Below are 14,758 nucleotides of genomic sequence, written 5' to 3' on the forward strand. Positions count from 1 at the left end.
GTGGCAGGCGTCGGCGACGCTAGCGCGGCAACTCAGCGCTACACGCGTAGAGTTGACACATTGTTATGGCTCGGCGGGGGGCATCCGAGGGCGCCCCCGCGCCGAGCCTCACTCCGGGAGACCGGCCGGATTCGTCAGGTCGACAAACCGGCCGGACCGGTCAGGTCACGGGGTGGTCTTGACCTTGATCTGGCCGTCGATGATCTTCTTCTTCGCCGCGTCCAGCTTGGGCTGGATGTCGTCGATGAAGCCGCCGCTGGTGGCCAGCGACACACCGTTCTTGGCGAGCGAGTAGACGTTGTTGCCGGCCAGCGGCTTGCCGTCGTGGACCGACTTGATGAAGTCGTACACACCGACGTCGACGTTCTTGACCATCGAGGTCAGGATCGAGCTCTTGTACTTGGCCAGACCCGGGATGTTGTACTGGTCCGAGTCGACGCCGATGGCCCAGGCGCCCTTCTTGCCGTTGACGGCCTCGATCGCGCCGTTGCCGGAGGAGCCGGCCGCCGTGTAGACGACGTCGGCGCCGTTGTCCAGCATGCCCTGCGCGGCCTCCTTGCCCTTGTCGGGGCTGGAGAAGCCGGACAGGTCGGTGCCGTGGCTCAGGTACTGGACGTCGACCTTGACCTTGGGGTTCGTGTCGTGGACGCCCTGGACGTAGCCCGCCTCGAACTTCTTGATCAGCGGGGTGTCGACACCGCCGACGAAGCCGACGTGCTTGACCTTGGTCTTCAGTGCCGCGGCGACACCGGCCAGGTAGGAGCCCTGCTCCTCGGTGAAGGTGATGCTGTTGACGTTCGGCGCGTTCACGACCGAGTCGACGATGCCGAAGCTGGTCTTCGGGAACTGCTTGGCGACCTTCTCCATGGAGGAGGCGTAGGAGAAACCGACCGCCACGACCGGGTTGTAACCGGCCTGCGCCAGGTCCGACAGCCGCTGCTCGCGGTCGGCCTCGGTGTCCGAGGTCTTCGCGGTCAGCTCCTTGATGGAACCGCCGAACTCCTTCTCGGCCTTGTCGGCACCGCGCGCGGCGGAGTCGTTGAAGGAGCGGTCACCACGGCCGCCGACGTCGTAGGCGAGACCGATCTTGATGCCGCCCTTGGCGCCGCCCGAGGGGGAGGACGAGGCGTTGTTGTCGGAGGACGTGCTGCCACACGCGGTGGCAGTCACGGCGAGAGCTGCGGTGGCGATTGCCGCAGCGGAAAGCTTGGCTACCCGGCGCACGGGAGGCTCCTTCACCTGACCTGAGCGCCGTGTCGGCGCTTGATGTGAGCACCATGTCAGTGCTCGAGCCGAAACGCCCCGGCGGCGTCGGCTTCGCGGCATCGTAACGCGCGTAGATGTCGCAAAAAACCCTCTCGCGAAGCCGTTATCGATTCGAGGCAAACAGCATCTGAACTCGGACTCTCAGCCCTCTCACGGCGTTGTTCCGCCCCGCGTACGAATGGCTTACGAGTATGTTGCGCCGCCCGGCGAAGGGCCCCCGAGCCCCCGGCAAGGGGTGCCTCGGGGGCCGCACGATCAGCCCTGGTCGCCCCTCGGCTCCAGGAAGGCCGCCGCCGTGAACAGTTCCACGCCGACCGTGATCGCGTGCTCGTCCGCGTCGAAATCACCCTGGTGAAGATCGCGCACGGTGCGCTCGCCGGGCCGGCGGACGCCTAGCCGGGCCAGGGCGCCGGGCACCTGCTCCAGGTACCAGGAGAAGTCCTCGCCGCCCAGGCTCTGCTCGGTGCTCTCGACGGAGTCCCGGCCACGGCGTGCGGCCATCGCCCGGCGGAGGAGTTCGGTGGACTCCCGTTCGTTCACGACCGGGGGCACCCCGCGCACATAGGTGATCTCGGACTTGGCGCGGTGCATGGTGGCGACCTCGTCGATGGCCGCGTGCACGATGTCGGGGGCCTGCCGCCAGGTCTCCAGGTCCAGGCAGCGCACGGTGCCAGACAGCTCGGCGTGCTGCGGGATCACGTTCGGCGCGTGGCCCGACTCGATCCGGCCCCAGGTCAGCGCCAGCCCGGCCCGGGTGTCGACGCGGCGGGCGATCAGCGCGGGCACGTCGACGGCGACCCGCCCGGCGGCGGTGACGAGATCGGTGGTCAGATGCGGCCGGGCGGTGTGCCCGCCGGGCCCGTCCAGGGCGATCTCCAGCCGGTCGCAGGCGGACGTGATCGCGCCGTGCCGCAGGCCGATCCTCCCGGCGTCGACCCGGGGGTCGCAGTGCACCGCGAGGATCCGCTCGACCCCGGCCAGGGCCCCGTCCTCGATGGCGTCCAGGGCACCGCCGGGCAGCACCTCCTCGGCGGCCTGGAAGAGCAGCCGCACCGGCCGGGGCAGCAGGCCCTTGGCGTGCAGGTCGGCGAGGACCAGCCCGGCGCCGAGCACCACGGTCGTGTGCACGTCATGGCCGCAGGCATGGGCCCGGTCCGGCACGGTCGACCGATACGGACAGTCGTTCTTGGTGTCCGGGATGGGCAGGGCGTCGATGTCCGCGCGCAGCGCGAGCAGCGGTACGGCCGGCCGCTCACCCTCCGCGACGCCGATGTCACACACGAGTCCGGTTCCCGTTGCGAGCACCCGGGGCCGAAGCCCCGCCTGCTCGAGCCGCTCCTTGATCGCGGCGGTCGTACGGAACTCCTGATTGCCCAGCTCAGGGTGCATGTGCAAGTCGCGACGGAAGGCGACGAGTTCGGCGTGCAGGGCTTCGCTCAGCACGCCGGGGAGCACATCCCCCGCGAGGCCGGCCTCGGACTCTAGGGACATCAATTGCTTCACCCTCTGAAGGGTAGGACGCCCGGCTGGTCAACTACCCCTCGATCAACAAAAGTTCAGCCCGTTAGGGGAAGAAAATCTGACCGTCGGACGCTTGGCGGCGGACTCTGATGGGTAAAACCTTTGCTTCCTCCTCCACGCATACCACGGCTCAGGGCCCTCACGCTCGCCATGTCCACGAACCGGACCGCGTCCCGCGCTCCCCGCCGATAGGGTCCACACCCGTGACCGACGCGACCGAGACCACCCTCACCACACCCGCCGAGACGTCCCTCGCCGACGGGACCGAGGCCTTCCTCCGGGCGACACGCACCTCCTACGACGCGATCGCCAAGGACTACACGGCCCAGTTCCCGGCCGGCGGCTGGCACCCCCTGGACCGCAGTCTGATCACCGCCTTCGCCGAGCTGGTCACGGGGCACGGCACGGCCCCCGTGGCCGACCTGGGCAGCGGCCCCGGCCACGTCACCGCGCTCCTCGACGAGCTGGGGGTCCCGTGCTTCGGCGTGGACCTCTCCCCCGCCATGGTGGCCCTGGCCCGCGCCGCCTACCCGCGGCTGCGCTTCCACATCGGTTCCATGACGTCCCTGGACCTGCCGGACGCCGGCCTCGGCGGCATCCTCGCCCTGTACTCGACGATCCACGTCCCCGACACCCACCTGCCGAAGGCCTTCGCCGAGTTCCACCGCACGCTGCGGCCCGGCGGCCACGCCCTCCTCGCCTTCCAGACCGGGACCGAGCCCGGCCACGCCCATCTGCCGGAACGCTTCGGCCACGAGATCGACCTCGACTACTACTGGCGCACCCCGGAACGGATCACCGAGCTGCTCACGGAGGCGGGCCTGACCCTGGTGGCGACGGTACGGCGCGAGCCGACCGCGGAGGAGATCCGGGCACGCGGGTTCGTGCTGGTCCGTAAGGCGTAATCGTCGTTCCCGGTGCCCTTGTCGGTGGGCGGGGATACAGTCCCTCCAAGATCCGGGCTCGGGGATCTGCTCAGGATTTCAGGGGGGAATCTGCCATGACGGGCACCGACAGCAGCGCGTACGAGGGGTTCACGGCCGAGGAGCGGGCCGCGATGAAGGAGCACGCCCGGGAGCTGAAGACGGCGGCCCGCCGCACCTCGGCCGCCGAGAAGGCGGCACAGGCGGCGGCGGACGTGCTCGCGAAGATCGCCGAGATGGGGGACTCGGACCGGATCATGGCCGAGCGCGTCCACGCCGTGATCACCACCACGGCCCCGTCCCTCGCGCCGAAGCTCTGGTACGGAATGCCGGCCTACGCGCTGAACGGCAAGATCGTCTGCCACTTCCAGCCCGCCGAGAAGTTCAAGTCGCGCTACGCCACGCTCGGCTTCAGCGACCAGGCCCGGCTGGACGAGGGCGCGATGTGGCCGGCCGGCTTCGCGCTGACCGAGGTGACAGCCGAGGTGGAGGACCGCATCGCCGAGCTGGTGAAGCGCGCGGCCGGCTGAGGACAGGCCTCGGCCCACCGCCATCCGGGTCGCTCGCTCGGGCACGACACCGACCGAGCAGCGAGCGGCCCAACGGCCACTCGTCACTCGGCGGCGAACAGCTCCACCGGGTCCTCGGAGTGTCTCGGGGATCGCGGTCACCGAATCTCTCCGTCGCCGACCTCGCGGCGCACCGACCGGACGGTGGACCAGGTCGTCGACGTGTACAGACCGCGATCACGGCCGCGGTGGAGGCCGGGGAAGAAACGGCCTGACCCGGCGCCGTCAGCGTGCTCGGCCCGCGGCCGGCCGGCGCCCTGCCTCCCCCGCGGCCGGCCAGGCCGCGGAGGCCGGCTAGGCCGGGCTCACCGCAGCCAGCCGGTGGACGTCGCGTGCGGTGCCGGTCACGCCCGACAGGAACCCCTGGGCGCGCGGCGAGGCGTTCTCCGTCAGCCACGAGGGGTCGATGTCGCACACCGCCACCCGTACGCCCGTGCCCGCCAGTGCCAGCGGCAGGGTGTGGACGACCGTCGACGGGAAGCTGAGGATCGTACGGCCGATCGGGCCTCGGCGGGCGATCAGTTCCAGGGGGAGGTCCGGGCGGACTATCTCCAGGCCGGTCTCGGCGGCCAGCCGGTGCAGTTTTTCCGCGCTCTCCCGGCGGTGCGCGAAGTAGCGGGCCGCGCCGTGGGTCTTGGCGAGGGTGCGGACGGCCTCCAGATAGCGGTCGCCGTCCACGACTCCCGTCTCCACCAGGGAGGTGCCGACCATGTCCGCGCCCTTGGTGATGCGCGGCGGGCCGAAGCGGGCCCGGGTCCAGGAGAAGTCGTTCGCCGTGACCGTCACGCCGGCCGGCGTCTCCGTCACCGGCATGGAGGAGAAGACCTCCACCCGGCGGCGGGCGCTCGGCGTCAGCCGGCGGCGGGCCGAGGAGGAGACCGGAGCGAAGAGCAGGTCCCGCGCCCCGGGGCGGCCGCCCTTGCGGTGCCAGCGGACCAGCCGCTCGCCCCGGGCCAGCTGGGCGACGAACTCCATCGTCGCCGTGCCGTCGTCCACGACCACCAGCTCGCGCGCCTTGGTGATCGTCAACAGCAGCTGTACGTAACGCGAGAACGGGTCGCCCATCACGATCCGGTCGGCCCGGCGGAGCGAGCCCGCCAGGCCGCCGATCGTCGAGAAGGGCGCGGCGGGGCCGCCCCGCGCCTCCTCCCAGCGCACCCGGTACCCCTCGTCCCGGGCCAGGTCCGCCATGCGGCGCAGCTGGCCCCGGGTCATGGGGTCGGTCGGGGACAGGACGACCACCGTGAGCCCCGCGCCGGCCTGCGGCGAGTCGCCGGCCACCGTCCGCCGCACCTGCGCGGGCACGGACGGCAGCGGGTCCGCGCCCGGCAGCGGGTCCGGCTCCGTGCGCAGGCCGTGCAGATGCGCCCACTCCAGCACGTTCAGCAGCTGGACCGGGCTCTCCACGAAGGCGAGCGTGCGGAGAGGGTGGCCGGCTCGACCGGCGCGGGGGCTCATCGGCGTACGACCGTCCCGTCCTAAGGGAGTCAAGAGACCAGTGCTCAGACGGTGACCGGCTCGCCGGCCGCCGCCGCGATCTCCGCCTCGGCCACGACACCGGCGACGCGGCGCAGCTTCTTCATCGGGCCGAGCTCGGAGTCGTAGACCTTCTTGACGCCGTCACCGAGGGAGGCCTCGATGGTGCGGATGTCGCGCACCAGGCGCGTGAGGCCCTGCGGCTCGACGGAGGCGGCCTGGTCGGAGCCCCACATCGCGCGGTCCAGGGTGATGTGACGCTCGACGAAGGTGGCGCCGAGGGCAACGGCGGCCAGCGTGGTCTGCAGGCCCGTCTCGTGGCCGGAGTAGCCGATCGGGACGTTCGGGAACTCCTTCTCCAGCGTGTTGATCACGCGGAGGTTCAGCTCCTCGGCCTTCGCCGGGTAGGTGGACGTGGCGTGGCACATGAGGATGTTGTCCGAGCCGAGGACCTCGACCGCGTGGCGGATCTGCTTCGGGGTGGACATGCCGGTGGAGAGGATGACCGAGCGGCCCGTGGCGCGCAGGGCGCGCAGCAGCTCGTCGTCGGTGAGGGACGCGGAGGCCACCTTGTGGGCCGGGACGTCGAACTTCTCCAGGAAGGCGACGGCCTCGGTGTCCCACGGGGAGGCGAACCAGTCGATCCCCTTCTCCTTGCAGTACTCGTCGATCTGGCGGTACTCGTCCTCACCGAACTCCACGCGGTGGCGGTAGTCGATGTAGGTCATCCGGCCCCAGGGGGTGTCGCGCTCGATGTCCCACTGGTCGCGCGGGGTGCAGATCTCCGGGGTGCGCTTCTGGAACTTGACGGCGTCGCAGCCGGCCTCGGCGGCCACGTCGATCAGCTTGAAGGCGTTCTCCAGCTCACCGTTGTGGTTGATGCCGATCTCGCCGCAGATGTAGACGGGCTTGCCGGGGCCGACCTCGCGGGAACCGAACGTACGCAGACGGGAGTTGGTGCTCATCAGGGGGATGTCCTTACTTGGGGAGGGAATCGAGAGAGGGGCCGAGGATCCAGCTGGCGATCTCTCGGATCGCGCCGTCACCGCCGGGGACGGTGGTGACCGCGCGTGCGGCGCCGCGTACGACGTCGTGAGCGCTTGCGACCGCCACGGGCCAGCCGACGAGGGCGAAGCACGGCAGGTCGTTGACGTCGTTGCCGACGTAGAGCACGCGCTCCGGCGCGATGCCCTGCTCCTCGCACCACTGCTTCAGCGCGAGGTCCTTGCGGTCGATGCCGTGCAGGACGGGAAGCTTCAGCTTCCGGGCACGGGCGGCGACCACAGGGTTCTGTTCCGTGGACAGGATCAGCATCTTCAGGCCGCTCCTGCGCAGGGCCGCGATGCCGAGTCCGTCGCCGCGGTGCACGGAGACGAACTCCCGTCCGTCGGAGTCGATCAGCACCCGGTCGTCGGTCTGGGTGCCGTCGAAGTCCAGTACCACCGCGTCGATGTCGTCGGCGGTCGGCAGCGAACCGGGGCGGTCCGCGTCGAAGAGGGGGGCCAGCGCGCGGGCGCGGGCCAGGTCGTGCGGGTCGTCGATCTCCAGGACCCGCGCGGGGTCGGTGCGGACGAGTTCCGTCCGGCCGAAGAAGCGGTGCTGGTGCTTGCGGAAGCCGGCCGCGTCCATGGCGTAGGCGGCGCCGGTCTCCAGGAAGTCCTGGGGGCGGTCCTGGCGGCGCGGGCGGAAGGACTTGTCGTGGTTGACGCCCACCCCGCCCTCGGCCTCCACGTCGGCCTCGCGCCAGATGAAGCCGTGGAAGGGGGCCACGGTGACGGCGGTGTCCGCGCCGTTCTCCACGACCGCGCCGGCCACCCCGTCGATGTCCTCACGGACGATGAACGGGCTGGTGCACTGCACGAGCAGGACCACGTCGACCGCCGCGCCGTGCAGCGCCTCGTGGGCGTCCATGGCGTGCAGGACCGCGGCCTCGGAGGTCGCCGTGTCCCCGGCGATGGCGGTGGGGCGCAGCACGACCTCGGCGCCGGCCTCCCGGGCGGCGGCGGCGATGGCCTGGTCGTCGGTGGAGACGACGACGTCGGTCACCAGCCGGGTCGCCCGGCACTCGCGCACCGCGCGGGCCACCAACGGGACGCCGCCGACGGGCGCCAGGTTCTTCGCGGGCACGCCCTTGGAGCCGCCTCGCGCGGGGATCACCGCGAGCACCCGGCGCACCGCAGCGCCTTGGCCCGCTTCCGGGTTCGACATGGGGTCCACTCCTTGGAAAGAGGTCACAGCTCCCCCATCCGGCGGATCACCGGAGCGACCCGCTGCACGCCGTGGCGGTAGGCGCCACGCGCGGCGCGGCGCACGATCTGGCGGACCGGTCCGGGCTCCTTGTCGGCCGCGGGCGCACCGGGCAGCGGGACGCCGTCGGGGCCGAGGTGGTGCCGGGCGAGGATGCCGGGCAGATAGCCGGGCGCGGTCTCGGGGGTGTAGTAGGGGTTCAGGGGCGGCAGGCCGCCGGGGCGGTCCAGCAGCTTGGCGATGCGCTCGCGGGCGGTGTCGAAGGCCGTCTCGTACGATCCGTCGGCGGCCACGCCCTGCCGGGACACCCACTCCGCGTCCGGCGCCGGGCGGTGCCCGGCGTCGAGCTGGTCCCAGGAGGCGAGGCAGCCGGAGCCGGTGAAGTGGTGGTTGCCGAGCACCTCGCGCACCCCCAGGTCGGTGAGGATCACCGTGGGAATACGGCGGTGCAGGGCCTCCAGTGCGGCCGTGGAGCTGACCGTGACCAGCAGGTCGGTGCGGTCCAGCACCTCGCCCATGTGGCCGTACACCAGGCGGAAGTTGGCGGGCAGGTCCGTGCCCTGCGCCAGCTTCTGGTACGGCAGTTCCTCGATGTGGGTGGTGTGCTCGCCCGGCTTGGAGCGCAGCTTCAGCAGCACCTCGCGGTCGGGGTGCTTCCGGGCGTGCTCGATGAGCCGGTTCAGCAGGTACGTACGGTCCTTGCGGCTGTCCGGGACGGACGGCTGGGCCGCGAACACGACGGTGTACGGCTCGTGTTCACCGCTGTACGGCGCCCCGCCGAGGAAGGGCAGCGCGACCTCGGTGACCGCGGAGGCGTCGGCGCCCACCCCTTCGTACACGGCACGGAACCGGTCCGCGTCGTGCCGGGAGTTGGCGAGGACCAGGTCCGCGCCGTGCCGCAGCAGCAGTCCGTCGGCGAGCTTCTCGTAGACGACACCGACGTAACCGGTGACGACGACGGGACGCCTGCCGGCACCCGCCCAGGCGGCGCGCAGTCCGTGCAGCACGGCCTGGACGCCGCCGCCGACGAGCGCGAGGATGAGGACGTCGTACCGGTCCTCGGCGCCTCCGCCCATCGCACGCAGGAACTCGACGCCGGTGACCTCGCGGAGCGAGTCCGACCGGACGCCGACCTCCTTCAGCTGCCGGGCTGTCGGTGTGGCGCGCCCCCGCAGGAGGTAGCCGTCGAGCCGGATCTCTGCGTCCGTGGGGGCGAGGCGCTGCGCGGTGAGCGCGCCCCACTTCCAACGGGTGTCCGAATCGGCGAGGACGGCGACCCGCAGGGACTTCGTAGCACTTGCTGGCACGTCCAAGACGCTAGGAAGACATTCCGAGGTTTCGCCCAACCTGAATGCAACAAACGGTTAACAGCACATCGCCGAATGGCGAATCGGGCCGTCAGGGCACAGCAAATAAGCCCGGTTCACAGCTTCGCCACGTGCCGTTCACCCAGCATCAAGCAGACGGTCAAGACGAATGACGGGCTTCGTCCTAACGTTCAAGCCGTGGTCAAGCTCTCCGTCATCGTGCCGTTCTACAACGTGCAGCAATACGCCTCCGACACGCTCAGGAGCCTGAAGGCGAACGCGCGTGAGGACTTCGAATTCATTCTCGTCGACGACTGTTCCCGCGACGGGACACCAGAGATTCTCGCGCGCGCGGAGCGCGAGCTGCCCGGGGCCGTCCATGTCCGGCACGAGCAGAACGGGGGGCTGGCGACCGCCCGCAACACAGGTATCGACCGGGCGCGCGGCGAGTACCTGACCTTCCTGGACGGCGACGACTGGCTCGCCCCCGGCTACTTCGCGCAGCTGGTCACGGCCATAGAGGAACTGGGCTGCGACTTCATCCGCACCGACCATGTGCAGTGCACGGCGCGCTCCCGCACGGTGAACCGGGTGCCCGTCGGCCGGCGCGGGGTGGTGCTGGACCCGCGGGAGGCGATCCTGCCCGCCGACCGGTCCACGTCCGTGGACTACGCGTACGCGTGGGCGGGCGTCTACCACCGGCGGCTGGTGGACAAGGGCCTGCTGCACTTCACCGACGGGCTGCGCACGGCCGAGGACCGGCCGTGGATCTGGAAGCTGCACCGGGAGGCGGAATCCTTCGCCGCGGTGAGCCTGCTCGGTGTGTTCTACCGGCGCGGAGTGGCCTCCTCGCTCACCCAGATCGGTGATGTCCGGCAGCTCGATTTCATTCGCGCGTTCGATCAGGTCATCGCGGAAACCGCCGAGGACCGGGACGCCGATCAGCTGCTGCCGAAGGCCGTCCGTACCTATTGCGCCATCATTTCCCATCATCTGGGATCCATCGAAAGGTTCGAGCCCGCGGTGGCGAAGAAACTGAAATCCATGAGCGCCGCGGCCCTGCGGCGCATGCCGCAGGACGTGCTGGACGAGGCGCTGGACTCCATGGACCTCCAGCGCGCCGGCAAGCTGCGCCGGCTGCGCCGCCGCCCCGCCTCCGCGGGGGCCGCCGCGTGACCACCCAGATCTTCCAGGCGTCGACGCTGTACGGCACGGCCACGCTCGCCGCCGCCCTGGACTCCGGCTGCTTCCGCCCGGCCGACCGGCGGATCCTGCTGGTCTGCAACAACGCGGCCGCGCCCGAGACCACGCCCGCGCTGGACGAGGCACCCGGGTTCGAGAAGCTGCGCGACCGCTTCGACGACGTGATCTCGTACAACGCGACCATCTTCCCGTTCCACCCGGGCGGCTGGGCACCCCGCGTGGACGACATGCCGCTGTGGGAACGCTTCCTGCGGTACGAGTGGCAACTGGGCGACGACGACGTGGAGTTGGCCGTCGAGTCGATCCAGGTCAACCCCTCCCTGGCGCTGTCGCAGATCTTCACCGGCGCCCCGGTGACGGTCTACGCCGACGGCCTGATGAGCTACGGCCCCACCCGCAACAAGATCGACCCGCTGGTCGGCACCCGCGTGGACCGCGTCCTCCACCTGGACCTGGTGCCGGGCCTGAAGCCGCTGCTGCTCACCGAGTTCGATGTACCCGGCGAACTCGTGCCGACGGCCGCGTTCACCAAGGTGCTCGCCGACCTCGGACCCATCGGCGTGGAGCTGCCGGAGGTCGAGGAGCCCGCGCTGCTGCTCGGCCAGTACTTGTCGGCGCTGGAGATCCTCACCGCCGAGCAGGAGGAGAACCTGCACGTGCGGATGGTGCGGGGCGCGGCCGCGCTCGGCCACACCAAGATCGTGTTCAAGCCGCACCCGTCCGCCCCGGCGAGCTTCACCCGCTCGCTGGAGCAGGAGGCGGAGAAGCTGAAGGTCGAGCTGACGGTGCTCGACACGCCGGTCCTCGCCGAGGTGCTGTACCAGCGGATGAGTCCCGCGCTGGTCGTCGGCTGCTTCTCCACCGCCCTGCTCACGGCGCAGGCGCTGTACGGCCTGCCCGTCGCCCGGATCGGCACCGAGCTGCTGCTGGAGCAGCTGACCCCGTACGAGAACAGCAACCGGATCCCCGTGACCATCGTCGACGCGCTGCTGCCCGCCCTCGGCAACCGTGCCGCGGTGACCGAGCAGCGCACCGGCATGGACGTCGAGGCGCTCGGCGCGCTGATCCGCGCGGTGGGCTTCGCGATGCAGCCGAAGATCTACCCGGGGCTGCGCACCGAGGCCGAGACCTGGCTCGCGCGGAACCTGAACCGGCACACCCTGCGCTACTTCAAGCGCCGGCGTCTGACCTCGCTGGCCCTGCCCGGCGGGGTGCCCACCCAGCTGGCGTTCATCCCGCGCAACGCGACGGTCCGCCGGATGGCGAAGAAGGCGCGGAGCCTGCGGCGCGGCGCCCGCGGCTGACCACGGACCAGGAAGGAAAGCGCACATGGCCGCTCCATCCTCCGGCGTCGTCCCGGCGCCGGGCCCTCTCATAGGCCGGGCGGGCGAGGTCCCGGCCGCCCCCGGCCCCCGCCGGGGCCGCCTGCTCGCCCTGGACGGGCTGCGGCTCGTCGCCGCGCTGATGGTCTGCCTCTACCACTACACCGGGCGCGGCGGCACGGTCTCCGCGTCCTGGCACGCGAGCCCCGGCCACCTCTTCCCGACGCTGTCCCGGGCGGCCGTCTACGGCAATTTCGGCGTGCAGCTCTTCTTCGTGATCAGCGGTTTCGTGATCTGCATGAGCAGTTGGGGCCGCACCCTCGGCGACTTCTTCCGCTCCCGCGTCGCACGCCTGTACCCCGCGTACTGGGTGGCGCTGGTCCTGGTCACGGGTGCGTCCCTGGCCCTGCCCGCCGTGGTCCACCCGGTGCGGCTGGACGAGTTCCTGGTGAACCTGACCATGCTGCAACAGCCGATGGGCGCGACCCGGGTGCTGGGCGTGTGCTGGACGCTCTGGGTCGAGCTCCGTTTCTACGTGCTGTTCGCGCTGTTCGTCGTCCTGCGCGGGGTGACCTACCGCCGGGTGGTGCTGTTCGCCTGCGTGTGGACGTCGGCGGCCGTCCTGTGCCAGTCGTCGGGCAACGAGCTGCTGAACCAGGTGGTCATGCCCCAGTACGCCCCGTTCTTCGTCGGCGGTCTGGCCCTGTACCTGATCCACCGCTTCGGCAGCCACCTGCTCGCGTGGGGCATCGTCGCGATGTCCTGGCTGCTCGCACAGCGGGAGGCCACCGCCGGCCTCTGGGGCCCGCACCCCCACCGCGACCCCTACGTCGTCGTCCTGATCGTCACCGTCGCCTTCGCGGCCGTCGCCGCCGTGGCGGTGGGCTGGACGCGCCGGGCCTCCTCGCGCTGGCTGGTCACGGCCGGCGCGCTGACGTACCCCTTCTACCTGGTTCACGAGCACCTGGGCTGGTTCGTCATCCGGGTGCTGCGCCGGGGGCTCGGGCTGCCCGCTTGGCCCACGCTCGTGGTGACCGTGCTCGGCATGCTGGGGCTGGCGTGGCTGATCCACCGGTTCGTGGAGAGGCCGTTCGGGCCCCGGTTGAAGAGAGGCCTCAAGAACCGGGAGTTGGGCAGCCGTTCACCTCGTCCTGGGTTTTGAACCGGCTCGTCGGGCAGGCGTCGTACAGCCCTCGCCGCACAGGCCCCCCGCAGGGATCCCACAGACGCCGTACCAAGGGAGTGCCCACCCCGCATGGCCATCATCAAGGAAACGACGCGACCGCCCCGCCGTCTCGACGACGTCCCCGGCTGGTTCCCGGTGCTGGACCAGTTGCTCTTCGACTGGTTCCTGAACCGGCAGCACACCGCCGAGATGCGGGGTGATCTGCTGGAAGTCGGGGTGTACATGGGCAAGAGCGCGATCTTCATCGGCCGGCACCGGCAGCCGGGCGAGAAGTACACCGTGTGCGACCTGTTCGAGGGCGACGCCCCGGACGACGCCAACCGGGCCGAGTCGACGAAGTCCTACGGCACGCTGACCCGGCGCCTCTTCGAGGCCAACTACCTCTCCTTCCACGACGAACTCCCCCGGGTGCTGCAGGGCCCCAGCTCGCTGGTGCCCGGCAAGGTCGAGCCCCGCTCCTGCCGGTTCGTGCACATCGACGCCTCCCATCTGTACGAGCACGTGCGCGGCGACATCGGGGCCGCCCGCGATCTGCTGCTGCCGGACGGGATCGTCGTCCTGGACGACTTCCGCTCCGAGCACACGCCCGGGGTCTCCATAGCCACCTGGGAAGCGGTGCTCAACCGCGGCCTGCGTCCCGTCTGTCTGAGCACCCAGAAGCTCTACGGCACCTGGGGCGACCCGGAGCCGGTCCAGCGGGAACTGCTGGCGATGGCGCGGGAGCGGTCCGACTGCCACCTGAGCGTCCAGGAGGCGGCCGGGCACCGGATCGTACGCCTGAAGTCGAAGCACATGCGGCCGCCGGAGTTCCCGTTCTCCAGGCACGCGGAGGCGGCAGCGGAGCCGGCGCCCGTGCCGGCCCCGCAGCAGGCGCCGGCACCGGCAACCGCTGCGGAACCGGCGGGACGGCCCGCGTCCCATGGCGGCGCGAGCCAGGTCCGCAGGGTCGCTGTGGACCTGCTGCCGCCGGTCCTCACCCGGGCCCTCCGCAGGGCGCGCACCGCCCGCCACTGACCGCCCGGTCAGCCGACCCTGTAGCGCGCCCCGACACCCGCGATCACGACCGCCAGTCCCTCCTCGAACTGCTCGTCGTACCCCTCGAAGAGCAGCTGCCCGGCCTCGGCGGCGAGCGGGTGGTCGGCCAGCCGCCGGGCGCGTTCCCCGATGTCGTACCCCTCCCGGCGCTCGCCCGGGAGGGGTTGCACGCCCTGCTCCTCGACGACGAAACCGATGGTGTACGCGTTGGCCGTACGGCCCGCGTGGACCGCCTGGGCGAGGGTGAATCCCGCCCGGGTCAGCAGCCGCAGGTTCGCCTCGAGCGCCGGGGCGTGCTCCGTGCCCGTGAAGCGTGAGCCACTGAAGACCCTGGCGCCGTCGCGGTAGCCGAGCAGCGTGGCCCGCAGTCCGCGGTTCGCCTTGAGCAGCCGGTCCTGCCAGGAGTCGGCGGGATCGAGCGTGGTGCCGGCGACCATCCGCCGGTGCATCTCCGTCGCCATCTCGTCCAGCAGCGCCTGCTTGTCCTTGAAGTGCCAGTACAGCGCCGGCGCCTTGACGTCGAGCTCCCTGGCGATGGCGCGCAGGGTGAGGCCGTCGAGGCCGACCTCGTTCAGCAGCCGCAGCGCGGTGTCGGCGACCCGCCGGCGGTCCAGGGGTGCGCGTTTCTCGGGACTCACGCTTGACAGCTTAACAGCGTTAAGGGCACGCTCGTCGGCGACGGCACTTAACGACGTTAAGGAGA

13 protein-coding genes are annotated in these 14,758 nt (G+C 71.0%); 6 read left to right on the forward strand and 7 right to left on the reverse strand.

What is annotated here, in order from left to right; translation table 11 throughout:
- Positions 1-165 precede the first annotated feature (165 nt).
- Entirely contained in the window at positions 166-1,224 is a 1,059-nt protein-coding gene (locus AB0L59_RS06435; protein WP_365579945.1) for a BMP family ABC transporter substrate-binding protein, read from the reverse strand.
- Positions 1,225-1,521: 297 nt separating this feature from the next.
- Positions 1,522-2,757 (reverse strand): amidohydrolase, encoded by a 1,236-nt coding sequence (locus tag AB0L59_RS06440; RefSeq protein WP_365579948.1) that lies wholly within the window; start codon positions 2,755-2,757, stop codon positions 1,522-1,524.
- A 233-nt stretch (positions 2,758-2,990) separates the two neighbouring features.
- On the opposite strand from AB0L59_RS06440, the gene AB0L59_RS06445 reads away from it, so the two are divergent.
- Positions 2,991-3,692 carry a class I SAM-dependent methyltransferase gene (locus AB0L59_RS06445; RefSeq protein WP_365579951.1) on the forward strand — a complete coding sequence of 234 codons (702 nt, stop codon included), beginning with the start codon at positions 2,991-2,993 and terminating at the stop codon, positions 3,690-3,692.
- Between the two features lie 95 nt (positions 3,693-3,787).
- The gene (locus AB0L59_RS06450) at positions 3,788-4,240 is read left to right on the forward strand and encodes a DUF1801 domain-containing protein (protein ID WP_365579954.1); all 453 of its coding nucleotides are present in this window, start codon (positions 3,788-3,790) and stop codon (positions 4,238-4,240) included.
- Positions 4,241-4,573: 333 nt separating this feature from the next.
- Here the strand turns inward: AB0L59_RS06450 and AB0L59_RS06455 are convergent, their stop codons facing one another.
- From AB0L59_RS06455 to AB0L59_RS06470, 4 genes are read right to left on the reverse strand one after another with little or no spacing between them, the layout of a single operon-like run.
- Positions 4,574-5,737 (reverse strand): hypothetical protein, encoded by a 1,164-nt coding sequence (locus tag AB0L59_RS06455; RefSeq protein WP_365579957.1) that lies wholly within the window; start codon positions 5,735-5,737, stop codon positions 4,574-4,576.
- 44 nt (positions 5,738-5,781) lie between these two features.
- The gene (locus tag AB0L59_RS06460) at positions 5,782-6,720 is read right to left on the reverse strand and encodes an N-acetylneuraminate synthase family protein (protein WP_365579960.1); all 939 of its coding nucleotides are present in this window, start codon (positions 6,718-6,720) and stop codon (positions 5,782-5,784) included.
- A gap of 13 nt (positions 6,721-6,733) precedes the next feature.
- Positions 6,734-7,963 (reverse strand): N-acylneuraminate cytidylyltransferase, encoded by a 1,230-nt coding sequence (locus AB0L59_RS06465; RefSeq protein WP_365579962.1) that lies wholly within the window; start codon positions 7,961-7,963, stop codon positions 6,734-6,736.
- Between the two features lie 23 nt (positions 7,964-7,986).
- Positions 7,987-9,309 (reverse strand): DUF6716 putative glycosyltransferase, encoded by a 1,323-nt coding sequence (locus tag AB0L59_RS06470; protein WP_365579964.1) that lies wholly within the window; start codon positions 9,307-9,309, stop codon positions 7,987-7,989.
- Between the two features lie 198 nt (positions 9,310-9,507).
- Between AB0L59_RS06470 and AB0L59_RS06475 the strand changes: the two genes are divergently transcribed.
- The 4 genes from AB0L59_RS06475 (at position 9,508) to AB0L59_RS06490 (ending at position 14,034) form a co-directional block, all read left to right on the forward strand.
- Positions 9,508-10,485: a glycosyltransferase family 2 protein gene (locus AB0L59_RS06475; RefSeq protein WP_365579967.1), complete on the forward strand. Its 978-nt coding sequence runs from the start codon at positions 9,508-9,510 to the stop codon at positions 10,483-10,485.
- Positions 10,482-11,816, forward strand: a complete 1,335-nt coding sequence (locus AB0L59_RS06480; RefSeq protein WP_365579969.1) for a polysialyltransferase family glycosyltransferase — start codon at positions 10,482-10,484, stop codon at positions 11,814-11,816. The genes AB0L59_RS06475 and AB0L59_RS06480 overlap by 4 nt, the downstream gene beginning before the upstream one ends.
- A 25-nt stretch (positions 11,817-11,841) precedes the next feature.
- Positions 11,842-12,996: an acyltransferase gene (locus tag AB0L59_RS06485; protein WP_365579971.1), complete on the forward strand. Its 1,155-nt coding sequence runs from the start codon at positions 11,842-11,844 to the stop codon at positions 12,994-12,996.
- Positions 12,997-13,089: 93 nt separating this feature from the next.
- Positions 13,090-14,034, forward strand: a complete 945-nt coding sequence (locus tag AB0L59_RS06490) for a class I SAM-dependent methyltransferase (protein ID WP_365579974.1) — start codon at positions 13,090-13,092, stop codon at positions 14,032-14,034.
- Between the two features lie 8 nt (positions 14,035-14,042).
- On the opposite strand, the gene AB0L59_RS06495 is transcribed toward AB0L59_RS06490, so the two are convergent.
- Positions 14,043-14,693, reverse strand: a complete 651-nt coding sequence (locus AB0L59_RS06495; RefSeq protein WP_365579977.1) for a TetR/AcrR family transcriptional regulator C-terminal domain-containing protein — start codon at positions 14,691-14,693, stop codon at positions 14,043-14,045.
- Positions 14,694-14,758: the final 65 nt, after the last annotated feature.

Source organism: Streptomyces sp. NPDC052109, assembly GCF_040680195.1.
In the GTDB taxonomy this organism is placed as follows: domain Bacteria; phylum Actinomycetota; class Actinomycetes; order Streptomycetales; family Streptomycetaceae; genus Streptomyces.